Annotated in this window: 20 protein-coding genes; 8 read left to right on the forward strand and 12 right to left on the reverse strand. The window is 68.6% G+C overall.

Going from position 1 to position 26,654, the window contains the following annotated elements:
* Positions 1-22: 22 nt before the first annotated feature.
* Positions 23-2,062 carry an acyltransferase family protein gene (locus QE410_RS11960; RefSeq protein ID WP_307332211.1) on the reverse strand — a complete coding sequence of 680 codons (2,040 nt, stop codon included), beginning with the start codon at positions 2,060-2,062 and terminating at the stop codon, positions 23-25.
* A gap of 7 nt (positions 2,063-2,069) precedes the next feature.
* Positions 2,070-3,206 carry a UDP-galactopyranose mutase gene (gene glf, locus QE410_RS11965; protein ID WP_307332214.1) on the reverse strand — a complete coding sequence of 379 codons (1,137 nt, stop codon included), beginning with the start codon at positions 3,204-3,206 and terminating at the stop codon, positions 2,070-2,072.
* A 164-nt stretch (positions 3,207-3,370) separates the two neighbouring features.
* Between glf and QE410_RS11970 the strand changes: the two genes are divergently transcribed.
* The 5 genes from QE410_RS11970 (at position 3,371) to QE410_RS11990 (ending at position 10,069) form a co-directional block, all read left to right on the forward strand.
* Entirely contained in the window at positions 3,371-5,287 is a 1,917-nt protein-coding gene (locus tag QE410_RS11970) for a DUF6541 family protein (protein WP_307332217.1), read from the forward strand.
* The gene (locus QE410_RS11975; protein WP_307332220.1) at positions 5,288-6,484 is read left to right on the forward strand and encodes a glycosyltransferase family 4 protein; all 1,197 of its coding nucleotides are present in this window, start codon (positions 5,288-5,290) and stop codon (positions 6,482-6,484) included.
* The gene (locus tag QE410_RS11980) at positions 6,481-7,677 is read left to right on the forward strand and encodes a glycosyltransferase family 2 protein (protein WP_307332224.1); all 1,197 of its coding nucleotides are present in this window, start codon (positions 6,481-6,483) and stop codon (positions 7,675-7,677) included. Before QE410_RS11975 ends, QE410_RS11980 begins: the two co-directional genes overlap by 4 nt.
* A 290-nt stretch (positions 7,678-7,967) precedes the next feature.
* Positions 7,968-8,984: a hypothetical protein gene (locus QE410_RS11985; RefSeq protein WP_307332226.1), complete on the forward strand. Its 1,017-nt coding sequence runs from the start codon at positions 7,968-7,970 to the stop codon at positions 8,982-8,984.
* Positions 8,981-10,069, forward strand: a complete 1,089-nt coding sequence (locus QE410_RS11990; RefSeq protein WP_307332228.1) for a glycosyltransferase family 1 protein — start codon at positions 8,981-8,983, stop codon at positions 10,067-10,069. Before QE410_RS11985 ends, QE410_RS11990 begins: the two co-directional genes overlap by 4 nt.
* Before the next feature lie 68 nt (positions 10,070-10,137).
* Here the strand turns inward: QE410_RS11990 and QE410_RS11995 are convergent, their stop codons facing one another.
* The 3 genes from QE410_RS11995 to QE410_RS12005 are packed head-to-tail and all read right to left on the reverse strand — an operon-like array spanning position 10,138 to position 13,843.
* Complete coding sequence (locus QE410_RS11995; RefSeq protein WP_307332231.1) at positions 10,138-11,016, reverse strand: alpha-1,2-fucosyltransferase; 879 nt, start codon at positions 11,014-11,016, stop codon at positions 10,138-10,140.
* Positions 11,013-12,251 (reverse strand): lipopolysaccharide biosynthesis protein, encoded by a 1,239-nt coding sequence (locus QE410_RS12000; RefSeq protein ID WP_307332233.1) that lies wholly within the window; start codon positions 12,249-12,251, stop codon positions 11,013-11,015. The genes QE410_RS11995 and QE410_RS12000 overlap by 4 nt, the downstream gene beginning before the upstream one ends.
* A complete protein-coding gene (locus QE410_RS12005; RefSeq protein WP_307332236.1) occupies positions 12,248-13,843 on the reverse strand; it encodes a DUF2142 domain-containing protein in 1,596 nt (531 codons plus the stop codon). The genes QE410_RS12000 and QE410_RS12005 overlap by 4 nt, the downstream gene beginning before the upstream one ends.
* A 164-nt stretch (positions 13,844-14,007) precedes the next feature.
* On the opposite strand from QE410_RS12005, the gene QE410_RS12010 reads away from it, so the two are divergent.
* Together QE410_RS12010 and QE410_RS12015 are read left to right on the forward strand one after the other, a co-directional pair.
* Positions 14,008-15,063: a glycosyltransferase gene (locus QE410_RS12010; RefSeq protein ID WP_307332238.1), complete on the forward strand. Its 1,056-nt coding sequence runs from the start codon at positions 14,008-14,010 to the stop codon at positions 15,061-15,063.
* Positions 15,060-16,151, forward strand: a complete 1,092-nt coding sequence (locus QE410_RS12015) for a UDP-N-acetylglucosamine 2-epimerase (protein ID WP_307332241.1) — start codon at positions 15,060-15,062, stop codon at positions 16,149-16,151. Before QE410_RS12010 ends, QE410_RS12015 begins: the two co-directional genes overlap by 4 nt.
* 308 nt (positions 16,152-16,459) lie before the next feature.
* Here QE410_RS12015 and QE410_RS12020 read toward each other — a convergent pair whose 3' ends face one another.
* Both QE410_RS12020 and QE410_RS12025 read right to left on the reverse strand, forming a co-directional pair.
* The gene (locus QE410_RS12020) at positions 16,460-16,846 is read right to left on the reverse strand and encodes a DUF2304 domain-containing protein (RefSeq protein ID WP_307332243.1); all 387 of its coding nucleotides are present in this window, start codon (positions 16,844-16,846) and stop codon (positions 16,460-16,462) included.
* A complete protein-coding gene (locus QE410_RS12025; protein WP_307332246.1) occupies positions 16,843-17,571 on the reverse strand; it encodes a glycosyltransferase family 2 protein in 729 nt (242 codons plus the stop codon). The genes QE410_RS12020 and QE410_RS12025 overlap by 4 nt, the downstream gene beginning before the upstream one ends.
* A gap of 77 nt (positions 17,572-17,648) precedes the next feature.
* On the opposite strand from QE410_RS12025, the gene QE410_RS12030 reads away from it, so the two are divergent.
* Positions 17,649-19,796 carry a glycosyltransferase gene (locus QE410_RS12030; RefSeq protein ID WP_307332249.1) on the forward strand — a complete coding sequence of 716 codons (2,148 nt, stop codon included), beginning with the start codon at positions 17,649-17,651 and terminating at the stop codon, positions 19,794-19,796.
* Here QE410_RS12030 and QE410_RS12035 read toward each other — a convergent pair.
* The 5 genes from QE410_RS12035 to rfbA all read right to left on the reverse strand — a co-directional run bounded on the left by QE410_RS12035 (position 19,790) and on the right by rfbA (position 26,643).
* A complete protein-coding gene (locus tag QE410_RS12035; protein ID WP_307332252.1) occupies positions 19,790-20,986 on the reverse strand; it encodes an ABC transporter ATP-binding protein in 1,197 nt (398 codons plus the stop codon). The two genes, QE410_RS12030 and QE410_RS12035, sit on opposite strands and share 7 nt — an antisense overlap.
* Complete coding sequence (locus QE410_RS12040; RefSeq protein ID WP_307332255.1) at positions 20,986-21,897, reverse strand: ABC transporter permease; 912 nt, start codon at positions 21,895-21,897, stop codon at positions 20,986-20,988. The genes QE410_RS12035 and QE410_RS12040 overlap by 1 nt, the downstream gene beginning before the upstream one ends.
* A 78-nt stretch (positions 21,898-21,975) precedes the next feature.
* Positions 21,976-23,886, reverse strand: coding sequence for a rhamnan synthesis F family protein (locus tag QE410_RS12045; protein WP_307332258.1), 1,911 nt, complete (start codon positions 23,884-23,886; stop codon positions 21,976-21,978).
* Positions 23,886-25,766 (reverse strand): rhamnan synthesis F family protein, encoded by a 1,881-nt coding sequence (locus QE410_RS12050; protein ID WP_307332260.1) that lies wholly within the window; start codon positions 25,764-25,766, stop codon positions 23,886-23,888. Before QE410_RS12050 ends, QE410_RS12045 begins: the two co-directional genes overlap by 1 nt.
* On the reverse strand, positions 25,759-26,643 hold the full coding sequence (gene rfbA / locus QE410_RS12055) for a glucose-1-phosphate thymidylyltransferase RfbA (protein WP_307332264.1): 885 nt from the start codon (positions 26,641-26,643) through the stop codon (positions 25,759-25,761). The genes QE410_RS12050 and rfbA overlap by 8 nt, the downstream gene beginning before the upstream one ends.
* Positions 26,644-26,654: the final 11 nt, after the last annotated feature.

A 26,654-nucleotide genomic window follows, 5' to 3' on the forward strand; every position in this document is an offset into this window, starting at 1 on the left:
TCGAGCCGGGCGCGTCGGGCGATCAGCCGAACTGCGCGGGGAGCTGCTCCGCCAACGTCGGAGCGAGCGTGCGCGCGTAAAGGCGCGTCAGGTGGTTGTCGTCGTGGTACACCGCGACATTCCCGATCACGCCCACGCACAGGTCGTCGGGGCAGATCCACGGCGTGAAATCGAGCACGCTCACGCCGGGGCCCGCGAGGGCGTCCGCGGGGTTGCTGTCGGCGAGGGATGCCGAGCGGGGGACGGCGCAGTCGAGGGGGTCGACGGCATCCACGACGCACGCGAACATGTCGAACGCGAAGCGCGGGTTGTCCCGGACGGCGAGCACGTCGACCCCCGCCGCCGCCATCCGGTCGACGAACCGCTCGACGCCGGGGCGGACCTTCTCGTCGTCCTCCCCCGCGTCGGAGCGGGTCACCACGGTCAGCACCGCGTCGGGCTGCACCTGTTCGACGAGGCTGATCGCCGCCTCGCGCCAGGAATCGCAGCGCTCGTCCATGCCGGGCTCGTCGAGTCCCATGGAGCATCCGCCCTTGATGAGGTGGACCACGCCCCATCCGTTCGTCTCGGCCGCCGGCAGCAACGCTGCCGTGATCTGCTGCGCGTGCGAGTCGCCGACGACCGCGATCGTGTGCCGAGCGCGCGCGGTATGCGGGCTCTCGTGACAGGTTCCCTGCAGCTCCTCCGAGAGGACGGCCCAGTCGCCCGTGCACTCGCGCTCGAGTTGCACCCACTCGTCATCGAGCAGTGTCGCCAGCGGGAGCAGCGTCGCATCCGCGGGGATCTCCGCCAGCGCGGTGTCACGCAGCACCGCGGCGCCGGGGTTCATGACCTGGGCGCGCGCCTCGACCTCACGTTCGTGCAGCCACGTGGTCGTCTGCCAGGTTCCGACCGGCAACACGACCACGCCGGCGGCCGCGGCGAGCACCGCGACGGGCACGAGCGGCGACGAGTCGCCGCCGCGCCATGCTCGTACCGGCCGGTCGACGGCCCACGTCAACGCGCGCGCCAGCAGCAGCGACAGCACGACGATCCCCAGCCCCCCGACGAGTCCGACGTCGGCGCCGTCGCCGGCGACCATGAACGTCACCAGCACCGGCCAGTGCACGAGGTACAGCGCGTAGGCGTCGCGACCGACCGCGCGCAGCGGGCGCGACGCGAGCAGCCGGGTCGGCCCGAAACGGCCCTCCCCCGTGCCCGAGACGACGATGGCGGCCGCACACAGCACGGGCCACAACGCGAGGAAGCCGGGGAAGCCCCCCTGCACGTCCAGGACCATGCCGAGCACGAGCAGCCCCGCCAGTCCGGCCCACCCGATGACGGCCCGCCACGCCTCCGCGAGGCGCAGGTGCGGCAGGGCCACGACGAGCAGCGACCCGGCGGCGAACTCCCACAACCGCGCGCCCGTGTCGAAATACGCGGCCTGCTGCGCGGTCGCCGTGCGGATCACGGAATAGACGAACGAGAGTGCGAACACCCCGCCGAACACCCCGCCGACGACGCGGTCCGGCGACAGGCCCCACCGGCGGACCGCGACCTGGCACACCCCGAGCAGTACGATCCAGAGCGCGAAGGCCTGGCCCTGCACCGACATCGACCAGAAGTGCTGCAGCGGACTCGGCATCTCCGTACGCGCGTAGTAGTCGACGGCATCCGCCGCCAGCAGCCAGTTCTGCGAGTACAGGAGCGAGGCCCAGGTCTGCTCCCACACCGGGCGCCATGACGTCTCCGGATACGCCACCCACACCACGGCCAGGATGCCGACGAGGGTCACCGCGGCGGCCGGCAGCAGCCGGCGGAAGACGCCCAGCAGGTGCGTCACCGGCCGCACGGGGGCAGGCCCCGCCATCCTCCGGATGAAGCCACGGGTGAGGAAGAACGCCGACAGCATGAGGAAGACGTCGACGCCACCGGACACCCGACCGAACCACACGTGGTACGAAACGACCAGCAGGATGGCCACGGCGCGCAGCCCGTCGATGTCGGGCCGGTACGCCCAGCGTCCCTCGTCCGCCCGGTCGACGCTCGTCGACAGGGGCCTGGACCCGAGGGTCAGACGCACGGGGACGTCACGCGAGCTGGTTGTTCCACATCGACAGCGCCGCCCCGATCGCCATGTGCATGTCGAGGTACTGGTACGTTCCCAGACGCCCGCCGAAGTGCACGTCGCGCTCGCCCTTGGCGAGCTCGCGATAGGCCAGCAGCCCGGTGCGGTCGTCGGCGGTGTTCACCGGGTAGTACGGCTCGTCCGCCCGCGTGGCGAAGCGGGAGTACTCGCGCACCACGACGGTCTTGTCGGTCGGGTAGCGGTCGGCGCGTTCGGGGTGGAAGTGCTTGAACTCGTGGATGCGCGTGTACGGCACGTCGGCATCGGCGTAGTTCATCACGCTCGTGCCCTGGAAGTCGCCGATCGGCAGCACCTCCTGCTCGAAGTCGAGCGTGCGCCACGACAGCTCGCCCTCGGCGTAGTCGAAGTACCGGTCGACCGGGCCGGTGTAGACCACGGGCACCTGTCCGACGGTGTCCTTCTTGTTCAGCGGCTGCGACTCGTCGAAGTAGTCCGTCGACAGCTTCACGTCGATGTTCGGGTGGTCGGCCATGCGCTCCAGCCACGCGGTGTAGCCGTCGACCGGCAGTCCCTCCCACGTGTCGTTGAAGTAGCGGTTGTCGTACGTGTACCGCACCGGAAGGCGCGAGATGACCTCCGCCGGCAGGTCCTTCGGATCGGTCTGCCACTGCTTCGCGGTGTAATCGCGGATGAACGCCTCGTACAGCGGGCGGCCGATGAGAGCGATGCCCTTCTCCTCGAGGTTCGCGGCATCCTTCGCGTCGAACTCCCCCGCGAGCTCCTGCACCAAGGCCTTCGCCTGATCGGGCGTGTAGGCGGCCTGGAAGAACTGGTTGATGGTGCCGAGGTTGATCGGCAGAGGGAACACGACGTTCTTGTGCGTCGTGTAGACGCGGTGGACGTACGAGGTGAAATCCGTGAAGCGGTTGACGTACTCCCACACCGTCGGGTTCGACGTGTGGAACAGGTGCGCACCGTACTGGTGCACCTCGATACCGGTCTCGGGCTCGTCCGCCGAGTAGGCGTTGCCGCCGATGTGGTGACGACGGTCGATGACGGTGACCTTGCGGCCCGCGGCGGCCGCGCGCTCGGCGATGGTGAGGCCGAAGAAACCCGAACCGACGATGAGGAGATCCATACCGAGCACACGACTTTCACGTCAAGAAGAAGGGGACGCCCCACCGGGGACAACGCTCGATACTACCCACGCTGCCTGCACGGTCACCGGGGGCGCTCAGCGGCCCCGCAGTGACCGTCCGATACGATGACGTGTCGAAAAGCCGCGGATGGGGACGAAACTGCATGGGTGATTGGGTCAGCGCGATTCCGTCGTACCTGGTCGCCGCGGCCGTTCTGATCGTGCCCGGCCTCACGGTCGTCGTCGCCGGTTGGGGGTGGCGGAGCCCAGGACGCCTGTTGCTGGCGCCGGCCGTTTCCGCGACCATCGTGGCCGTCGCGGCCACTCTCGCCCCCGTCGTCGGTCTGACGTGGAACCTGCTGCCAGTCGCTCTCGTCACGATCGTGGTGGTCGCCATCGCTCTCCTGCTCCGCCGCGGGGCGGGGGTCGACGCGGCACCAAACGGCCGACGCGCCCCTCTTGTAGCACTCCTCTCGCTGGCCGCCGCCGCCGCGGTGAGCCTCGTCTCCTTCGTCCGCGCGTTCGGCGAGCCGGAGAACATCGCGCAACGCTTCGACAACATCGTCCATCTGAATGCGATCGGACTCGCCCTCAAGTCGGGCAGCTCGTCCCCCTTCCAGATCGGCGCGACCTCCGACATCGGTTTCTACCCGAATGCGTGGCACGCCCTCACCACCCTCGGAGCCGAGCTCACCGGCGCAACGGTGCCGGTCGCTGTGAACGGGGCGAACCTCGCCATCGTCTCCATCCTCTGGCCGGCGTCGACGATGGCTCTCGCCGGCGCGTTCTTCGCCCAGCGGCGCACCGCTTTCGTCGTCTCGGCGGCTCTGTCCACCGGTTTCGGCGCATTCCCCGCGCTGTTCTTCAATTGGGGAGTCCTCTACCCCAACCTCGTCGGCTACGCGATGGTGCCGGCCGCATTGGCTGCGGTGGTCTCCTCGTTGCCGGAACGCGGAGCACCGGCCGGGGTCCGCTCGGCGTTGCTGATCGCCCTGCTCTCCGGGGGGACGTTCCTCGGACACCCCAACGCCTTCCTCAGCCTGCTGCTCTTCGCCGCCGCATTCGTCGTCACCTCCCTGGCGATCGCCGCCGTGATCGCCCGGACGCGTTCCTCGGTCATCGCGCTCGTCGCCGCGACGGCCGGTCTCGCGGCCGCATCGGCCGTCACCCTCCTCCTGTTCCGCACGGGTGCGGAGCACTCGGGATGGACGCCGTGGCAGCAGACGGCGCAGTCGCTCGGTGAGGGCCTGTTCGCGGCCCCCCGCGGGTACACGCCGACCGTGCTGGTGACCCTTCTGCTCGTCGTCGGCTTCATCACGGTCGCCCGGATGCCGCGTCTGCTGCCCGTGATCGCACCCTTCGCCGTCGGCGTTCTGCTGTTCGTCGTCGCCTCCGGGCTGCGTATCGACCACCCGTTGCGGCAGCTGCTGACCAACCCCTGGTACAACGACTCCAACCGCTTGGCCGCTCTGCTGCCCCTCGTCGCCATCCCCGTCGCGACCCTGGGCGCCCTCGTCATCGTCGACGTGGCTCTCCGCCTCGCAGCCCACCGACGCGTTCGCGCCTGGGTGACCCCGGTCGCAGCGATTGTCGGCATCCTGGCCGTTTTCTCGGTGGCGCTCGGCCCCAACGTCCGCATCGCGCTCGGTCAGGTCAACGAGGCCTACGCCTATACCGACAGTTCTCTCATCCTCTCGTCCGATGAAGAGGCGCTACTGGGGCGCCTCGCCGACGAGACCCCGCCCGACGCCCTGATCGCCGGCAGCCCTCGCACGGGCGCCTCGCTCGCCCTGGCGTTCTCGGGCCGGGAGGTCACGCAGCGCCACATCTTCGGCTCGCCCTCTGACGAGCAGCTGTTCCTGAATGCGAACCTTCGCGATATCGAGTCCGACCCGGCCGTCTGCCGGACCATCGACGACATCGGCATCGATTATGTGCTCGACTTCGGCCGTCAAGACGTCATCGACCCCGCGGGCGCCGCCGCCTACGACGGCATCCAGGACCTTGCGCCTTCGCCGCATCTCGTGCTCGTGGACTCGCAGGGCCCCAACGCCCGGCTCTTCCGCATCGAGGGGTGCTGAGTGGCGCGCTCTTCGACGGTCGCCGTCGCCTACGACTGCCTCTTCCCGTTCACCACCGGTGGCGGAGAGCGCCAGTACCGCGCGGTGGCAGAGACGCTGAGTGAGTTGGGCTTCGATGTCGACTACCTCACAGCGCTCCAGTGGGACGGACCCGTGCCGACCGACACCCTCTTCCGCACGGTGCCGATCACGCCGCGCCTGTCGTTGTACGACGCCCGTGGCGTCCGCCGGATCCCCGCCGCTCTGCGCTTCGCCGCATCGTTGTTCGGCGCTCTCGCACGCCGCCGCCGCGACTACACGGCGGTCATCGTCAGCGGTTTGCCGATCTTCAACGTCTTCGCCGCCCGCCTCGCCCTGCTGGGTTCCGGCACGAGGCTGGTCGTCGATTACCTCGAAGTGTGGCACCGCCGGCAGTGGGTCGAGTACGCGGGTGCGGTCACCGGCACCATCGCCTGGGCGCTCCAGCGCGCGGCCATCGCCGTGACGCCCCTGGCCACGTGCCACTCGCAACTCACGGCCTCCCGCCTGCGCCGCGAGGGTCTGCGCCGACCACCCCTGGTGAGCCCGGGCCTCATCGACGGCGCAGCCGACGTCGCCCCGCCCGCCCCGGCGGCGAACCCGCCGTACGTCCTCTACGCGGGACGCCACATCCCCGACAAGCGCGTCGAGGTGCTGCCCGCCGCCGTCGCCGCGGCCCGCGAGCAGATCCCCGACCTCCGGCTCGTCATCCTGGGCACGGGGCCCAGCTCCGAGACCATCCGCGCCGAGGTCCGACGCGTCGGCGGCGAGACCTGGACCGACTTCCCCGGTTTCGTCTCGGATGCCGAACTCGACCGCCTGCTGCACGGAGCGGTGGCCCTGGCGAACCCGTCGCGCCGCGAGGGTTACGGCCTGGTCGTCGTGGAGGCCAATGCCCACGGCACCCCGGTCGTCCTCGTCGCCGACGAGGGCAACGCCGCCACCGAACTCATCGACGCCGGCGTCAACGGCGTCGTCTCGCCCACCACCCGACCCGACGACCTCGCCCGGGCCATCCGGGACGTCGTCGACGGCGGTGACGACCTGCGCCGCACCTCGCGCGCCTGGTACGACACCGCCGTCGGCACCCGTACCATCCGCCGCACCGTGGAGAACATCCTCTCGGCCCTGCCGCTGCCGATCCCGAACCCGGTGAAGACGAAAGAAGACCGCACGTGAGCATCCCCGCCCCGACGGACGTCGAACTGACGATCCTCATGCCCTGCCTGAACGAGGCCGAGACCCTGGAGGTCTGCATCCGCAAGGCGCAGGGGTTCCTTCAGCGCAGCGGCATCCGGGGTGAGGTCCTCATCTCCGACAACGGCAGCACCGACGGCTCGCAGGCCATCGCCGAGCGCCTCGGCGCGCGCGTCTCGCACGCCCCGCGCCGCGGGTACGGCGCCGCCCTCATCAACGGCATCGACACGGCCCACGGCCGGTACGTCATCATGGCGGATGCCGACGACAGCTACGACTTCGAGAACCTCGAGCCGTTCGTCGAGCGCCTCCGCGCCGGCGCCGACCTCGTGATGGGCAACCGCTTCCGCGGCGGGATCGCGCCCGGCGCCATGCCGCCGCTGCACAAGTACCTCGGAAACCCCGTGCTCTCGTTTATCGGCGAGCTGTTCTTCCGCCCCGGCATCCGCGACTTCCACTGCGGCCTGCGCGGCTTCAACCGCGCCCGTATCCGCGCGCTCGACCTGCAGACCACCGGCATGGAGTTCGCCTCCGAGATGGTCGTGCGCGCCTCGCTCGCGCGCTACCGCATCGAAGAAGTGCCCACCACGCTGAAGAAGGACGGCCGCTCCCGCCCGCCGCACCTGCGCAGCTGGCACGACGGGTGGCGCCACCTCCGCTTCCTGCTGCTGTTCGCGCCGCGCTGGCTCTTCGTCTACCCGGGTCTGGTCGCGTTCTTCCTGGGTGCGATCGCCGTCGGCGTGCTCGCCTTCGGCGGGGTCAACATCGGCGGGGTCGGTTTCGACGTGACCACGATGGTCTACGCCAGCGCCCTGTGCGTCATCGGGTTCCAATCGCTGCTCTTCTTCTGGCTGACCAAGCTCTACGCCACCCAGGAGGGATTCCTTCCGACGAGCGAGAGATACCGGCGCATCGTCGCCAAGTGGTCCGCGGAGCGCGGCCTGCTCATCGGCGTGGGACTGTTCTTCCTGGGCATCATCATCGGCATCGTGCAGGTGGCGGTGTGGGGCAACCTCGACTTCGGCGCGCAGAACGCTGCGCAAGCGGTGCGAATCGCCGTGCCCAGTGCGCTGCTGATCATCCTCGGGTTCCAGACCGCGATGATGAGCTTCTTCTCGGGCGTGCTCACCACGCCCCGGCGCGAGCAGCGCCCCGAAGCCGTCATCGAGAGCTAGGACCAGCCATCGCTGCTCCGGCATCCGACAGCCGAGCCACTCGACGGCGTCTCCTCGGCTTCACCGTCCTGCCTGCCCTCGCCGCGGTCTCCCCCCTCGTCGTCCTCCCCTTCCTCGCCCGCACCACGGGTCCGGAAGGGTGGGCGAGTGCGCTGGCGGGCGAGGCGGTCGGCACCTTCGCCGCGATCGCCCTCGCGTTCGGCTGGACCACGGTGGGCCCGGCGATGGTGGCAGTGGCGTCCGACGCCCGACGGGGTCAGCTCTACCGGGAAGCGGTTGTCGTCCGGTCATTGACGGCACTCATCGCCCTGCCGTTGATGGCGGTCGTCTGCGCGCTCGTCGCCTCCGACGGGTATGCGCTGCTCGCCGTGCTGATGGGCCTGCAAGGGGCTCTCATCGCGCTGTCGTACACGTGGTTCGCCGTCGGTCTGGGCGACCCCTGGTCGATCGCCCTCTACGACGCGGTGCCTCGAGTCGTGGCAGCGATCGCCGTGGCCGGCGCCATCGGTTTCCTCGGTGCGCCGGTGGAGCTGTATCCCCTGTCCGGCATCGCGGTGACACTGGTGGGGACGACGCTCTACACCTCGCGCATCCTCGGGCGCTTCCCGGCGGCGTGGCCCTCCCGCCGCAGCATCCCGGGATTGTTCCGTCACACGGCCCCCGTCGCCGTGAACGAGGGAGCCCTGGGTCTCTACTCCTCCGTCCCCGTTCCCCTCGTCACGGCCGTCGATCCCGCGGATGCCGCGGGCTACGCCTCCGGCGACAAGATGGTGAAGCTCGGCCAGTTCCTGCCCATCACCCTTGCCAACGCTCTGCAGTATTGGACGGCGGAGGTCTTCGGCGAGGCCCGCGCGCGGCGGCTGCGCCGCGCCCTCGGACTGCACGTCGCCATGGGACTGCTGGGATGGGTCGCGCTGGGGTCGCTGGGGTCGTTCGTGAGCCTGGTGCTCTTCGGCGAGCAGGCGGCGGCACCGCTGGGCATCGTGATCGTGCTCGGCTTCGCCTTCGCGTGCTACTCCGCCCGCACCTCGATGATCCGGCACTTCCTGTTCCCCGCGAACGCCGCCTCCACGGTGATGGTCGCGACCCTCGTCGCCAGCGCCGTGGGTCTGCCGATCATGATCGCGCTGACCTTCGCCGTCGGTCCTCTCGGAACGGCGGTGGGCTACGCCGTGACCGAAGCCATCTCGACGGCGTGGATGATCCGCCGGACGAAGCGTTCGTACACCCACCTCGTGTCGGAGCCGGCGAGAGCGGATGCCGCCGCCCCGGGCCCCGTGGACCCCGACGGTAGGATCGCTCCGTGACCCGCGTGCTCGTCGACCTGTTGTTCTTCACCGGAAAGCAGGGCGGCACCGAGACGGTGGCGCGCCAGATCTACTCGCGGCTTGGCGGGAGGCCGGGGTGGGAGTTCGTCGGCTACGCCAGCAGCGAGCTCGTGTCAGCCGGCGTGGACTGGTTCCCCGGTCGTCTGATCGATTCGGGACTGCAGTGCGACAAGCGTCCGCAATGGGCGTGGGGCGAGGTGTTCGGTGTCTCTCGCGCCGCCCGGGCAGCCGGCGCCGACCTGATCCACGCCCCGGCGAACTTCGGGCCGCCGCGCCCTTCCGCCCCGATGCTGCTAACGCTGCATGACGTGCTGGCATTCAAGCGACCGGAGTTCCTCCCCAGCAAGCTCGGCGTGATCCCCACGAAGCTGCTGATCTCGGGCGCCGCTCGTGCCGCGACCCACATCGTGACCGTCTCCGAGGCCGCGCGGACGGACATCCTCGACGTCACCGGCCGCGACCCAAGCGACGTCACGGTGGTGCATCCGGGTGGTTCCGGCGTGACCGAGCCGGACCCGAACCGACCCCGCTCGGGCTTGTTCAGCCTCGGCAACCGGATGCCGCACAAGAACTTCCCCCGCCTGCTCGAGGCGCTCGCCCTCATCCCCGAGGCGGAACGCCCCGTGCTGACAATCTCCGGGAGCCACGGAGACGACCCGCTGCGGGCCGTCGCATCGGAGCTCGGAATCGAGAAGTGGGTCGACCTCCGCGGGTGGCTGACGAACGACGAGGTCGAGAACCTCTACCGCAGCTCCGCGGCCGTCGTCTTCCCGACGCTGTTCGAGGGCTTCGGACTGCCCGTCCTCGAGGGAATGGAGCGCGGGTGCCCGGTGATCTGCTCCGACATCCCGGTGCTGCGCGAGGTGGGCGGAGACGCCGTGCGATATTTCGACTCGACCGATCCGGCGGCCATCGCCGCGCAGATCCGGCGCACGCTCGGTGATCCGACCGACCGCGCGCGCATGGTGGCCGACGGGTACGACCGCGCGCAGCGCTTCACCTGGGACGCCTCGGCCGAGGGCATGCTCGAGGCTTTCGAGCGCACGGCTCGCTCTGCGCGCTGACGCCCGGCCGCATCCCTCACCTCTGGCGTGCCGTGCCCCTGTGGACTCGGCCGTCTCGACCGAACGGGTCAGCGCGCGTCGAGGGTGATCCAATCCGGGGCGAGGAGGTCGGCCTTCGCCGTCCCCCCTGCGGTCCACGGACGCGGCGCGATCACGATCGGCGACGCCCCCCGGTGCGACATGAGCGCGGCGGCCCACCAACTGAAGCTGGAGTTGCTCATCACCATGGCCGAACCAGATGCCATCGCCTTGATGGTGCTCCAGATACCGAGCGAGCCGTCGTCCTCGACGAAGTCGAAATCCGCGTCGACATCCGCCAGTTCCGCCTTCACGAGATCCACGGAATCGGAGAAGACGCGCACGGGAAGACGGACGCCGAGATCGCCCAGCAGGCGGAGGGACCGCCGTGCATAGCCGACGGATGCGATGAATTGACGCTCCGTGGGCACCGCCAAGTAGTCCCCACGGCGCAAGTGGAGCGTTACGGCAGGCTCATCGCGCATGCGACGGAGGATGGCCGCCTCCCCCTCGCTCTCGGGCATCGAGTCGATGGCATCCAGCAGTCGGGTCCCCACCGTGGGAAAGTAGCGGGGCGACTGAAAGTAGCCCACAAGGGTCGTTCCCGGCCGGACCGATTCGATGGACGGCGAGTAACGGTCGGCGTCGCGCTCGAGGTGGATACGGCCGAAACGGGTCGGGAACGGCAGCACGCGCTCGGATGAGATGCGGACGGAGCGCCAACTCTCCCCCGCATCCAGCACCTCCGCGGGTGTGCGCAGAGCGTCGAGTTCGAAGCCGCGCGTTCCCGCGACTCCGAAGTGGGAGCGGTCCAGCAGCAGCGGCACGCCGAGGCGTTCTGCCTGCTCCCACGCCGCGCCGAGGATGAAGAGCTGGTTGCCGAGCCCCCCGGCGATGTACGCGGTGATGCCTTCGCGGCGACGATTCATCGAACACTCCGATCTGACGACGGGCGCCTGAGCTTGATCATCATCGCGGCGACCAGTACGCCGCAAAGGACCCAACCGAGCGCGCTGAACGCCGTCAAGGCGGCCGTCACATCGGGCAGGAGGCCGACGAAGACGACCGCCTGGATACCCACCGCGACGAGGAGTGCCGCGGCTGCCGGTCGGGAGGCATCCGAGATCAACTGGATCAGCAGTCCCTGGAGGATGATCCACGGGACGTACGCCGCGGCGATGGGAACCAGCAGGGCTTTCGCGCCCGCGTAGGCGTCGGAGAAGACGATGTCGATCACCAGTCCGCCCGCGAGCCAGAACGCCAGCAGAAGAACGAGTCCCGCTGCAGCCGACACCCCGATGGAGGCGTACACGCCGACGCGGGTGAGGTCGACGCTCTCCCTGTTCCGGGCGAAGCGCGGCAGCAGGTACAGCGAGAGGGTGGACGGCAGAATGAAGGACGCTTTGACGAGCACGGCCACAGACGCGTACTCGCCCGCGAGGTCGGGCGCGGCGAGCATACGCAGGAAGAAGACATCCGCACTGGTCAGCCAGGCGAGCGCGATGGTGATGACCATGATGGTCGCCCCGTCTGCGCTGAAGATGGACCGCCGCGGGGAGGGCGCTCGACGTGCGGCGAACGCGGCCCCGAGAGCCGCCACGCCCGTGGCGGCAACGACGGCCCCGGCCGCTCCGCCGACGCCGGCGCCGAGCAGCAACGCGGGTACGGCGAGCAGGACACGCAGGATGAGGGATGCCGTCGACCATCCGACGGCGGCCGTCGCGCGACCCGCACCCTGGATGCGCCCCACGTAGGCCGCGAAGAGGAAACTCAGCGGAATGCTCACGGCGGCGGCGATGACGACTCCGACGCTGGCGCCGAGGGCGGTGCTCAGGGCGGGGGCTGCAGCGACGACGACTCCCCCGCCGAGGAGACCGACGAGGAGGGCGTCGACGGGGATGCGCCAGCCCGAGTGCTCCGACGCCTCCCCGTCGGCTGCCGTCTGCACGGCGACGGAGTTCTGGAGGGCGGAGCTGCCGATGGCTGCGACATTGACAATGGAGAAGAAGGCGGCGAGCAGGCCGAAATCGGCCGTTCCGAGCAGTCGAGCGGTCAGAATCTGGAACGCGAAGGCGGCAGCGGCGCCGACGATGCTCGCGATACCGACGGACCCGAGAGCCGCCGCGTGGGCGCGGACGTGACCCCACCGCCCACTCGAGGTCACGCTCGCCCGCCGAGCTGTTGGCGACGTTCCGCGCGCGTCGACGACGACGCGACGGAGCCGTCGTCACCGCGATCGGCCGGGACGATCGTCTGGGCGTCGTCCTGGACTCCCCTCGGGCGCGCGAATTCCCCGTCCGCGGCCTCGGCCGCACGACTCGGCCATGCCAGCGTGAGCAGAAGCCCGACCATCGCCGCGAACGAGAGCGTGCCGATGAGCCAGAGGCCCATGGGAGAGACCGGAGCGTTCCACCACCATTCGATGTCGCGATCGAGGTTGACGCCCACACGGTCGAGACCGGTGACGTACCGTCGGAGGTTCACGTGCAGCGCCACGCTGTTGGCGACCACCAGACCGATCGCCGCGACGCTCAGCTGAACCTTCCCGAGCCCCAACGACGACCGGGCGAACCCGAAGACCGCGATCCCGGCGAACATCACGATCAGGGGGAAGACGTACCGGGGCTGGACACCGTTGCCGACAACGACGCCGTCGTGCATCAGGATGTACAGCGGAACCGCGATGACCCCCGCGCCCACGCCCGCCAGGGCGAGCCACTTGCGCGCGTCCCCGAGGCGGAGTCCCCAGAAGACCAGGGCACTGAACACGGTGAGCGCCGTCACCCACACGATGCCGGGCATGTAGGTGTCGAGCCACCCCAGGCCCCAGGTGCCGAGGAAGCCGGCGAGGAGCTGCGGCAACGCCTTGATGTTGATGAAGAGCAGTTCCGAGAAGGTGTACGTGTCGTTCTTGACCACGGTCGCTCCCCCCACCACGGCGGACTGGCCGGCGGTGAAGAAGAGGGCAGCCGAGACGACGACGAGACCGACCGGAAGCAGAAGATCGCGCGCGTAGCGACGATCACGGCGGAAGGCCAGCACCGTGCCGGCGATGAGCGCCAGCACGGCGTACGCCGCCGAATCGCCGCGCGCGCCCGCACCGATGACGACGAGCAGGACGGTGAGCACGGCCGCAGCCGCCTTGCGCCAGCCCGATTGCACGAAGAAGGCCCATACGGCCACCCACAGACCGGATGCCGAGAGGACGGCCCAGGAACTCGGGTTCACGCTGGCGACGATGAAGACCCCGAGCGGGACCGAGGTGACGAGCGCTCCCCAGACGAGCGCCCGTCGCCCTGTCGCGGGGATGACGAAGAAGAGCACGGCGAGGATGCCGACGTACAGCATGGCGTTCGCCGCACGGATCGCGACGACCGAAACGGAGAGGTCGTGACCCGCGAACGCATGCATGACCGCGTAGTACACCGGCGGGTAGGCCTCACCGTTCCAGTTGCCACGCGTGCTCAGCTTCGTCGCATCGGGGTTCAAGGCGCAGGTCGCCGCCTTGTCGGGGTCGAAGGCGAAACAGCTGGCCGCCTCCAGGACATCGGTGGCCAGTGCGCGTTCGGACGGCACGCCGGTCTGCTCACAGAGGTCGGTCGAGTCCACGGTGCCGCACCAGATACTCGCCATGTGGTAGTCGTCGTCGGGGCTGGACCCGGGAGGGGACGACACCGCCCAGGTCAACAGCGCCACCAGGGCGGCGACGATGACGAGAGCCGGACGAACGGCGCGGTTCAGACGGCTGAGTCGCATGGATCCAGGCTCCTGGTGAACGAAAAGCGGGAGAGGTACGGGCAGAGAAGTCGACGCCGGCGGCACGGCTAGTCTGAGTACGTGTCTCCTTGCCCCGCTTCATGTTATCCGTCGCGGTGCCGCGGACCTGAGCGCGACGTGCGCACGGGAGGTGCCGGCCGCCGATGAGCTCCACGGATGCTTCCCCCGAATTGAGCGTGGTCATTCCGTCATATGACTCTGCGCCATGGCTGCCGAGCACCCTGGCAGCGCTGAAAGTCGCGATCGAGCGGGCCGGTCTCGTCGCGGAGGTCATCGTCGTCGACGACGGCTCGACAGACGACACACTCACCGTGCTGCGCCCGTGGCATGACGACACGGTCGCGCCCGTGTCGGTCGTCTCGCAGGACAACGCCGGACGCTTCGCCGCGCGCCGAGCCGGCCTGCGGGCCGCGTCCGCTCCGACGATCATGCTGCTCGACTCGCGAGTGCTCATCGGCCCCGACAGTCTCGCGAGCATCTGGGGGGAAGTAGGCGATGGCGTGCGCGTGTGGAACGCGCACATCGAGACCGACCCCGCCGCTCCGCTGGTGGGCAGGTTCTGGGATGTCCCCACCCGATTGTTCTGGGGCGAGTACCTCCGTCGACCCCGCGCCATGACGCTCACCGCAGACAACTTCGACACCGCCCCGAAGGGCACGACGCTCCTGCTGGCCCCCGCGTCGCTGCTCGGCGACGCCTTCCGGTTCGCGGCCCCCACGGTGTCTTCGCCGCTGGTCTCGGACGACACCAAGCTTCTGCGGTGGGTCGCCGAGAATCACGGCATCCGAATCGACCCGCGATTCTCGGCGATCTACCGTCCGCGAACGACCGTTCGCGGTTTCCTGCGGCACGCGAGGGACCGCGGCACGCTCTTCGTCGACTCCTATGCCGGAACCTCCCCCGCGCGATCGGCGATCCTCATCGGCCTCGCCGCCGCGCCCGTCGCCCTCGTCGTCCTCCTCGGGACTCTGATCCTGCGCGGGAGAGCACCTCTTGCGCTGGCCGTCGTCGCCTCCGGCGGTCTCGCGGTGGCGATTCCGGGCGTCATCGCCGCCGCCCAGCGCGCCCCGCGCCGCTCCGTGCTGGCCTACCTCGCGTACGTCCTCCCCTTCGCCGGCCCGTTCTGGGCAGGGATCGTGCGAGGCGTCGTCGTGCACCGCTCCGCCTTCTCGTCCGCGCCGAAAGAACCGAATCCATGATCGTCTTCATCTACGGAACAACCGCAGAAGCCATCAAGCTCGCCCCCGTGATGCGTCGCCTCGACGCGCGCGGCGTGCCCTACCAGCAGTGGGTGACGTTCCAGCACACCGACGCGTTGCGCACCGCGATGCCCCAACTGGGTCTGCGTGCTCCCGACCGGATCCTCGCGGACGGCTGGCGGGGCAAGCCGTTGAAGAAGCCGATCCACATGGTCGGGTGGATGACGGCCGTCGGGTGGTGGACGCTGAAGAACCTCGGCGCACTGCGCCGCGCGCCGCGTCCGAGCGTCGTCCTCGTCCACGGAGACACGATGACCACCGTGTTGGGCACCTTCATCGCCCGACTGGCAGGCGTCCCCGTCGCGCATGTGGAGGCCGGCCTCCGTTCCGGCGACTGGCGGCATCCGTTCCCGGAAGAACTCGACCGGCGCATCGTGGGCCGCCTGGCAGAGGTTCACTATGCCCCCACCCCCGAGACGGCACAGAATCTCGCCGGCCGACGCAACGTGATCGTGACCCAGGGCAATACGGTGAAAGACGCGGTGCGCGATAGCGCCGAGAAGCGTCGAGCGGGCTCGGGGACCACGTCGGACGACGAGCCGTATGGACTCGTGCTGCTGCACCGCTTCGAATTCATCTCCAACCTCACCTTGGTGCGCGAGACCCTTCAGACGTTGAACGATCACACCCCCGTGACCTTGCAGGTCGTCGTGGACTCGTACTCGCGTGACGCGATCGAGGCCGTCATCGGCGAGCTGGGCTTGTCCCGCCTCACGACCGCGCCGAAGCTCGAGCACGCCGCGTTCGTCGAACGCCTGCAGAACGCGCGGTTGATCGTGACCGACTCCGGCGGTGTGCAGGAGGAATCGGCGGTCTTCGGCATCCCGACTCTGATCCACCGTATGGCGACCGAGCGCAACGAGGGCCTGGGGACGAGCGCGCTCCTGTCGCGGTGGGACCAGGAAGTGGTACGTGAGTTCCTCGTCGAGGCCGAATCGCACCGCGGGACCAACGACGACGCCGCGGCGTCGCCGTCGGACATCATCGTCGACGACCTCATCCGGCGGGGCTACGGCACGCCCGCCTGAGCGCGGAACTGCGGGTATCGGCGTCGATCCTGCGGGGCGTGAAAACCGCCGGGGCGCATCCTCGATACCGACGGGCCCGCTGGAATGACGGGTGCGAGACTCGCGTAGCGCCACGGCCGCTGGTCGGGCGGCGGAACGTGAACCGGCGGGATGGCCGACTGCTCTCCGATGCGTGTGGCGGCGACTCTGGTGACTGCGCCGACCGGCTCGTCGCGCACTCCCTCCGGATCCGTGTCCTGGCGCAAGACCATACGGGCGCGGAGCGCTGCCCCGCCGGTCACGCGGAGCCCCGCGATCGCACCCGCGTTCTAGTCCGCTTGGACTCGACCGTCGCCGTCGGAGGAAGCCGACGACGCGGGTGCATGCAATCTCTCCACATCCGCGCGCAGGATCGCCACTTCCTCGGCGACACGGCGGATCTCCTCTTCGGCGCGAGACAGCTCCCACGAGAGGTGGAGCGTCACGCCGATCAGCAGGGCGACGGCGAGAGCGAAAAGGAGATTCGACGGGACGATCACCCCGAGGAGCCCGGCGAGTGCCCCGAGAAGGTCGGGGAACAACGCCAGCACGAGCATGGCGGCGCCGATGAGGAGCCACATCACCGCGTATTTCTCACGAAGGTGGCGACGCATGAGCATCGTCACGATCAACGCGAGGATGACGAGGGCGAAGGCGATCCCGATGGGGACGATCATGCGCGAGGCCTCCGGCGTAGCGCACCACGCATGAGCGCGAGCGAGATGGCGAACACGGACCGCACGAGGTACACCGTGGACCCGATGACGTTCTGGCTGGGGCGGCCGTGCATGCGGGGACGCATGGCGACAGGCACTTGGGTCACGGTGAGCCCCGAATGCACAGCTTCGACCAGCGAGTCGAGGGTGTCTCCGAGGTACTCCGCGGGGTAGTACCGGACGTACTGGCGGATGGCGCGCTCGTTCGCGGCTCGGAACCCGCTCGTGACGTCGGTCAAACGCACTCCGGCCACCCTCGAGACCACGAATGCCAGGAACACCATCGCCCACTTGCGCGGACCCCGCACCGAGTAGTCGCCGACGTCGGCGAATCTCGCACCGATCGAGATGTCGGCGCGCTCGAGTCCGTCGAGGACCAGACGGATGTGTTCCGGATTGTGCTGGCCGTCGGCGTCGACCTGGATGGCGCGGCGGTACCCGCGGCGGTCGGCGAAGGTGAAGCCCGTACGCATGGCGCCGCCCACGCCGAGATTGAACGGCAGGACGAGCACCTCGGCTCCGGCTTCTTGCGCGGCCGCTCGCGTGCCGTCCGTCGACCCGTCGTCGATGACGATGACGTCGTACAGCGGGTCGGCCGAACGGATCTCGCGGACGGTATGGCCGACGTTGCGGACCTCATTCCACGCCGGCACGAGCACGGCGACGCGATCACCAATTGCGGTCATAACACCCTCAGTCTAGGGGCCGGCCGGTTCACCCACCGGCGCTCATCGTCTACCGGGGCTGTTCGTATACTCGGGGGATGCTGAGACGAGCCCGAGCCGTCTGGAGGCAGGCCCGCTCCCTTCCCGTTCTCGCTCCCCTGATGCGGGAGGTCGATCGGTGGTGGTGGGCTCGGACCATCGCCATGGCCGACGTCGTCGACATCGAGTACGTCCGAGCGCAGGGCGGTCCCCGGAGCACGCGCGCAGCCATCAGGCGCTACACGCGCGGAGGCTTCCGGTCGGACTTCGCTGTGAACCCGCTCTTCATGGAGCGCTTCGTCTCAGCCCAGCTCCCCGAACCCGGTCGAGTGCCCGCGCTCTACGCCTACCTCGTGAGCGACGCCTCGAACATCATCGTCAGTGTCGCCTGGGACGCCGAGGCGTACGACCGACGCACGCCTGCCGCGCGAGGGGACGCCGGGCGCTCCCTCGGGCACGCGTGGCGGGCGGCTCGCGCGACGGGAAGCATCGCTCTGCGTGGCGCGGGCGGCGAGATCGCCGTGCCGTGGTCGAGCGCACACCGCGGTGCGACGGACGCCGCCGCGGGCCGCATCGCCGGGCATGTCCCCCCATTGAGCGGCGTCGTGGTCGTCGTCCGCCTGGCTCGCGACGAGGGCCTTCCCTCACGACCGCTCGAAGAAGGAGTCGCGGCTGCCGACTCGCTGTCGGCCACGCTCGTTCTCAGCGTGGAGAGCGGGGCCGTCGAGGCGGCCACGGCGGCCGCGCTCCTGTCCGCAGCTCGTCCGGGAACGATCGTGATCTCCGACGACGAGTCCGTGCTCGACCGGCTCATCGAGGGGGCCTCGTCGGGCACCACCGTGGTGGTCCGCGGCCCGCACAGCGAAATATCCGCCGCGTCGCTGGTGGAGCTGGCCACGGAGTCAGCTCGAGGGCCCGTGGCCCCATTGTGGCTGGGCTGGGACGGCGCGATCGCCTCCGCCGGTGTCGGTGTGCACGACGGTCGACCTTTCCACCTGCTCGCCGGACTACCCGTCGAGGATGCTCTGGCCCTGGGACCGGCTCTTTCGCCGTGGCACATCGCCGGAGGGACATTCGCTCGCCGCGTCGGCGACGACGCTGCCGTGCATCGCACTCTGACCACCTCGGTGGTGCGCGCGCCCTCCTCGCGCGAAGATCTGAGACGCGACGCCTCCGCGGCATCGGACAGCGACCTCGGTTCGCTCGCCGAGCAGCGCGGGTGGCGCGTCGTCGGGTGGGGCGAATCCGGGCCCAGCTTCGTGCGACGACCCACCATGGCGACTCTCAACGACGGCAGTCGCGTTCCGTCGCTGCGCTGGGCCCTCAAGATCGCGGCTCCCCCGGGACCTCCGGGGGAAGCGTGGGGCGATACGCATTTCGCCCGCGGTCTCGCCGAGGCCCTGCGCCGTCAGGGCCAAGAGGTCGTCATCGATGCGTACGCCGCGCGCAACCGCGCGACGACGAGTCTCGACGACGTCGTGGTGGCTCTGCGCGGCCCGGAGCCCCTTCACCCTCAGCCGGACGCAACATCCCTTCTCTGGATCATCAGCCATCCCGACGAGATCGGCGAGCGTGACGTCGACGGTTTCGACGCCGTGTTCGCCGCATCGCAGACGTGGGCGGCCGAGCGATCCGCCGCCTGGGGGCGCCCGATCTCACCGTTGCTGCAGTGCACCGACACGAGGCGCTTCCATCCACGGGGCACGGCCCGGGGCGGGCGCTTCGTCTTCGTCGGAACCGCGCGCGGCATCGCTCGCCCATCGGTCGTCGAGCCGGTTCGGGCGGGCCTTCCCGTCGACGTGTACGGGCCGGACTGGCGCGGCTACATCCCCTCGGCGGCCATCCGGGCGACCGGCGTTCCCAATGCAGACCTCCCACCCCTGTACGAGGGGGCGCGCGCGGTTCTGAACGACCACTGGCCTGCGATGCAGCGCCACGGATTCATATCGAACCGTCTTTTCGACGTCGTCGCCGCGGGCGGCCGAGCTGTCAGCGATGATGTGAACGGTATCGCCGAGCTGTTCAACGGGGCCGTCGTCACCTACCGGTCCGTGCCCGAGATGCTCGACATCCTCGGAAGCCGGCTCGATGACAGCTTCCCCGCTGACGAGCAGCTCGTGCAGATCAGCGAAGCCGTCCGCCGCGATCATTCCTTCGACGCGCGCGCCCGCACGCTGCTGCAGACGGTGTTGCAGCAGCGTCAGTGACCGCCGATCGAGACGGACACATCAGCCGTCGCCGTTCCGAGAGTCTGCTCCGCGGTCTCGACGGTGAAGGTCGCCCCATGTGAGATGCCGTGCACTCCGCCTTCTTCCGTCGCAACCGCGTTGGCATGGACGTGATAGGTGCCGGCTCCGAGATGAAGGGCGTCGACGCGGAACTCGAGGGTGAGGGTTCCGTCGATGACCGGGAGGGATGTGCGCAGAAGATCTGTGTTCGACGCGAACACCATGTGCCCCAGCGGCGTGTTGACGCTGAACCCCGCTGCCCACCGCGGAATGGGGCGGTCGGACTCGAGACGGAGCCGGATGCCGATCGACTCCGCCGACCCGAAGCTCCGATCCCGCTCGCCGCTGTCGTCGAGGATGTCGACACCGGCCACCCGTATGGGAGCCTCCGCCGCGGCCTCTGCCGCGCTCGCCTCGTCTCGTCCCTCGAGCACGTCTCGGAGCACGCCGATCGCCTCGTCGATGTCTCCGTCGTGGACGATCTCGCCCTTGCGCAGCACGATGCCGCGGTCGCATAGCTCCGCCACCTGCTGGGCGGAATGACTCACCAGGATGATGGTGCACCCCTCCGCGCGGAACCGGGCGATGCGGTCCATGCACTTGCGTTGGAACGCCTCATCCCCGACGGCGAGGACCTCGTCGACCAGCAGGATGTCGGGATTCGTATGGATCGCGACAGAGAAGGCGAGTCGCACGTACATGCCGGAGGAGTAGAACTTCACCGCGGTATCGATGAAATCGGCGATCCCGCTGAAAGCCACGATGTCGTCGAAGCGAGCATCGATCTCCGCACGGGTGAGCCCCAGGATCGACGCGTTCAGGTAGACGTTCTCGCGTCCGCTGAGGTCGGGGTGGAAGCCCGCCCCGAGTTCGAGCAGTGCCGCCATTCGGCCGCGAGTGCGGATCGTTCCAGAGGTGGGAGCCACGATCCCGCCGATCAGCTTCAGCAGTGTGCTCTTGCCGGATCCGTTCGCCCCCATCAGGGCGACCGTCGTGCCCGCCTCGATGTCGAGCGAGACGTCTCTGACCGCCACGAAGTCTTCCCGGTGCGTCTTCCCGTGACGCCCGAAATGCACGATCCGGTCTTTCAGGCTGTTGTCTTTGCGCACCTTGAAGCGCTTGCGCACTTTCTCGATCCGAACGACGACCGGGGGTTCGGTGACACCCATCACAGCTCCTGAGCGAAGTTTCCCTGCAGCCGGGTGAAGACCCGGTGCGAGACGACGAGAAAGACCATTCCGATGACGCCGGCCACGAGTATGCGCAACTCGAGACCCGTCGGGTAGTCAGCGGGGGTGCCTGCTCCCCAGAAGGCTTTGTGGAACCCCAGAATGGCGAGAGTCAGCGGATTCGCCAGATAGATCTCGAGAACCCACGACGGCAGCGAGAAGCGTGCGATCACGTCACTGACCATCCGCCACGAGTAGACGATGGGCGATGCCCACATGGCGAGCATGAGCACCACATCGGTGAGGTACTGGATGTCGCGCAGGTACACGTTGACGGCGCTCAGCAACAGGCCGATCGCCGTTCCGTAGATGAGGACGACGGCGAGAGCAGGGAAGAACCAGAGCATCTGCGCCGGGTCGGGGAGAGCCTGGAAGATGAGCGCGGCGATCACGAGAACGGCCAGTTGCACCAGGAACATGAACCCCGCGCCGCCCACGCTCGCGAAAGGGAAGATTTCACGTGGCAGATAGATCTTCTTGACCAGGCCGGCGTTCGTGAGGATCGAACCTGTCGCGCCTGCGACGGTGTCGTTGAAGAACTGGTACAGCGTGAGGCCCGCGAACAGATAGATCGCGAAGTTCGGGATACCCTCGGCGGCACGAAGGAACTGCCCCAGCACGATGAAATACATCAAGAACTGGATCAGTGGCCGGATGACCGTCCACAAGAATCCGAGGAAGCTGTCGCGGTACCGGGCCTGCAGATCACGCCGGACCAGGAGAAACAGCAGATCCCGCCGCGAGAAAAGCTCTCGGATCTTCCCGCCGCGGCCGGGGTAGCTCATTCCGTTCGCGTCGACCGTGGAGAACGGGAGCGCCTCGAGGGCCGCGAATCTCTCTGTTTTTTCCAAGCCTGACCATCGTCTTTCGGGAGAGCTCGATCCTACCCGGCACGGACCGGGGGCTTTCGCATCCGCCTCACAGGCAGATCATCCCCGCCCAGCCGCACCGAGACGTTGCGTGAGCGCACGCACCGCCCGCCTGGGTGCCGTCACGACGTCGCGGACGCGCTCCCAGCGGGCAACTGTCTCCGGCTTGTTGAACCGCAGATACATCCAGAAGAAGTCGGATGCGCGCCCCGTGCCGATCCAACCCGCTCGATGCAGGAAGAGTGTCTTGTCTCGAAGGGAACCCGGGAGGGTGGCGGCCATCTCGTCGACTTTGAACTCGAGCGAGGTGTGACTGAGCGCGGCGTACTCGGCGGTCAGAACGGTGCGGGTGTGGAAACCGCGCTCCGCCGCGGCGTACGAAGGCAGTCGCTCCAACACGTGGGCGAGGCCGCCGTCCTTGTACGCGTCCTTTCCTCCGAACTCCTCGTATCGCCAGTCGCGCTCGGCGAGCAGTCTCAGCGCCGCCGGTCTCGCCGCGTACATGGAGCCGAACGGGGCGAGCGGTGAGACGTCGTCGACGGGGACCGAGATGCCCAGCTCCGCGGCGACGCGCTCGAAACGCGGCCGATTCCCCCACCACGCGTGCCCCAGCGTGCCGTGACCGATGTGGATCATGGGCGGATAGGCCAGACCGAGCCCTTCGTCGTTCTGGAACAGGGCGATGAGGTTGGCGGCGTAGCCTGCCGAGGGGAGCAGATTATCGAGTTGCTGCCCCTTGAAGTGCTGTCCGACCGTGTACCCCTGCTGCGGTGTCCGCTTGGTGTGCACCTTCACGATCACGTCGTAGCGGTCGTCGATGATGAGGTCGCGACATGCGATGAGGAAGGCGCTCTGATCGCGCCCGTCGTTCGACGGCAGCACCCGGACCTCGGTCCGACGTCCCGGACGCCGCCGTGAGTGGAGGATCTCCTCGATCTCGCGTGCACGGCGCGCATCGGGAGTCGTCACGACGAGGTCGTAATCGCAGGGCAGCAGATCGCCCCGGTCGAGGATCTCGTCCGTCATGTCGACGTAGAAGATATGCGCCACGAGAACGACCCGAAGAGGACGATCCGGGTCATACGACACGTCGATGTCCGGAAGGATGTCGAGCATCCCGAGGTCGGTGGTGAGATCACGCGGAGGGGAATTGCGAGCCAGGTTGGGCATGATCAGTTCCCGCGGATAGCCGAAGGACTCGACCTTCTCGAGAACCCACTTGCCGATCGACGCTTCATGGTCCATCGTCACCGGCCAGAAGAAGAACGGCTTGCGCTTGATGATCGGGCACCCGTCGTCGAGCATCTGCTCGGCGTTGAAGATGGACGGGTTCTCGGTGTCGTAGCGCTCGTGACCGAACGCCACCCGATGCTGGAATCCGAGAGACGCGAACCGTTCGGTGAAGGTCACCTCGTGTCGCGTCACCGCCTCGGTCCAGTCATCCAGGACGGGCAGTGAGCGCCAATACTCGCGCCACGCCTCCGAGCCGAGCATTCGACGACGAACGGCGATCCAGAACGACTGGAGGTGGTACGGGATGGTGTCGCCCGTCCACGACGCCTCTCGTTCGACGCGCGGGTGGTCGGTGAGTCCCCAGAAATCGACCTGCTCGGCATCCATCTCGTCGAAGACGGGGGCGAACGGACGAACGGGACCGAACCACGTGTCGTTGGTCAGGATGACCTCGTCGTAACGGTCGATGTCGTCGCCCAGCAGATCGAGACCGGCTTTCTGACCCCAGATGTCCATTCCGGTGTTCTCACGCTGGAGGACGTCGTCTGCGACAGCTTCCAGACGTGTGCGGGCTTCATCGAGAAGCTTGCCGTTGACGACCGCGACGATCCTCTGCGCATGCGCCCGCAAGTGCGTGAGTGCGTGGATGATGAAGTCGTCGACCCGCCCGCGACGGTCGTAGATCACGAAGACGACAGCACGGCTGCCCCCCTCGGGGAAACGCTCGGGAGCGGCCATCAGTTTCCCCCTCGGTGCGCGCGAAGACCTCTCGTCACTCGCCGCGCGCCCCGCGCGACCCGACCGACGACCGACGCCGCGCGCAACCAGTCGGGGTGTCGATATCGAAGCCACATGCGCGCGAAGTCGACGGCTCGGCCGGATCCGACCGGTCCGGCGCGGTGAAGAAGAGCCGTGTAGCCGGCCGGATAGCCGTACGACGTCATCGCCATGTGATCTCCGATGTACTCGAGCGACCCGTGGCTCAGCCCCGCGTGCTCACTGGTGGCGACTGTGCGCGTGTAATAACCGCGATCACCCGCGACATACGCGTGCAGACGAGAGTGCACGGCACTCACGTCGGGGCCGGTGCCCCACCGTTCCTCGGCGAGCCGGCGCACGGCCTCCGGACGCGCCCACCACATGCCTCCGAGGGGCGCGTGGGGGCTCGCCCAGTCGAGAGGCACGTCGACGCCGAGCCTGTCGAGGTGACGCTCGACCTGCTCGCGGTGGCCGAGCCACCCGTCTCCGAGCGTCGACATGCCGATGTGCGGCGTAGGGGGGAAGACGAGGCCGAGCTCCGGCTCGCGACGAAACAGTTCGATGAGGTTGGCGGTGTAGCCGGGGCCGTCGCCGAGCAGGCAGTCGAGTTGCTGCCGGCGGAAGTAGCGCCGGGCGTTACGTGACATCTTCGGGTCGACCCCGGTGTGCAACGCCAGGATCAGATCGGCGTCGTCGGAGTTGACGACGTCGCGGCACTCGTCGAAGACGACGATGGTGTCGGGAGTGCGGCGCGCGGTGGCTGGGCGGGTCTCGAACGGAATCGGCTCAGCCGCGCACGCGGATCTCCAGGCCGCTTCGACGGCCGGGCGCGCGTTCTCGTCCGCCAGCGTGAAGACGCAACGCGCGAGTCCGGGCACCACGACGAGGCGGGCCATGATGTCGGGGATGTCGATCGTGTCGACGACGTGGACGACGGCGATGACCCGCAGCGGCTCACGTCGGGACGCACGCTCCACCGGGGGGAGGATCTCCAGCATGGCGCCGTTCGTGTGCAGACGCTTCGGCGCGCTGGAACGGGCAAGATCGGACCACATGAGTCCGACCGGGTATCCCCGCGTCGCCATGGCGGCCGCGATACGTCGACCGACGATGGCGTGCTGATCGTAGAAAAGCGGGTAGCCGTCGAACACCTCGCGAGTGACAGCGGGGCAGCCGTCCTCGACGAGGAGGTCGACATTGAACGTGTCGGCATGCTCGGCGGGGTAGTCATCGCTGGGGAAGGCCGCTCCGATTCGGAAGCCTGCCTGGACGACGACCTCGCTGAGGGATGACTCGATCTGACGAACCTGCCAGCCGTGGTCGGGGCGCGAGGGCAGATCGGTCCAGAACCTCCGCCAGGCCTCGGACTCGCGAACGCGGCGGCGCACCGCCAGCCAGTACGTGCTGAGACGCACCTCGCCGTCACGACCCTCGGAACGATCGTGGGGCCTCCCTTCGCGACGGTCGGTCAACGACCACATGTCGACGTAGCGGACGTCCATACGCTCGATCACGGGAGCGAGGGGACTGATCGGACCGAACCACCCGTCGCCGGTCAGGATGATTTCGTCGAAAGAGGACTCTCGAGATCCCCATGCGCGAAGCGCGGCGGCGTAGGCCCACAACCCCGTGACATCGGATGCCACCGTGACGACCTCATCGCAGTGGGAATCCACGACGGCCCGCCCCTCGGCATCGAGCCCGCCGACGACCACCGCAAGGTGGTCGACGTGTTCGCGCACGGCCGCCAGCGACAGGAGCGTGGCCGGAGTCGGACGCCCCTTCCGCGCCTGCAACGCGAAGACAGCGGCCCGGGAGCCGCCGAGGGGGAAGCGAGGGGCGACGCCGGTCTCACTCACCCGAGCGCACCTGCCCCTGGGCCAGAGCCTTGATGAGGTACGTGCCGTAACCGCTCTTCTCGAGGCTCTTCGCGCGGGTGAGCAGTTCGTCGTCTGTGAGGAAGCCCATGCGCCAGGCGACTTCCTCAGGACATCCGATCGACAGGCCCTGTCGTTTCTCGACGGTGCGGATGAACTCGGTGGCCTCGCTGAGCGAATCGAAGGTGCCGGTGTCGAGCCAGGCGGTACCGCGCGGCAGCAGCTCGACGCGCAGACGCCCCTGTTCGAGGTAGGCGCGGTTGACGTCGGTGATCTCCAGCTCTCCGCGCGGGGAGGGCGCGAGGCCGCGCGCGATCTCGATGACGTCGTTGTCGTAGAAGTAGAGGCCCGGCACGGCATAATCGCTCTTGGGGACGGCCGGCTTCTCTTCCAAGGACACCACCCGTCCATCGGCATCGAACTCGACGACGCCGTAGGCGGTGGGGTCGGCGACGCGGTACCCGAAGACGACCCCGCCATCGAGCTGGGTGTACTGGCGCAGTCGTGTTCCCATCCCCTGGCCATAGAAGATGTTGTCTCCGAGCACCAGCGCGACCGAATCGGAACCGATGTGGTCCTCACCGAGGAGGAACGCCTGCGCGAGACCATCGGGCGAGGGCTGCACGCGATAGGTCAGGGAGATGCCGAAACGCGAGCCGTCGCCGAGAAGACGTTGGAACTGCTCGGAGTCCTGCGGCGTCGTGATGATGAGGATGTCCCGGATGCCGGCGAGGATGAGGGTCGACAGCGGGTAGTAGATCATCGGCTTGTCGTAGACCGGCACGAGCTGCTTCGAGATGCCCAGCGTGATGGGGTGCAACCGCGAGCCTGTGCCGCCCGCCAGAATGATTCCGCGCATGAGGCCCAGTC

It is taken from the genome of Microbacterium sp. SORGH_AS_1204, from assembly GCF_030818935.1.
Classification (GTDB): domain Bacteria; phylum Actinomycetota; class Actinomycetes; order Actinomycetales; family Microbacteriaceae; genus Microbacterium.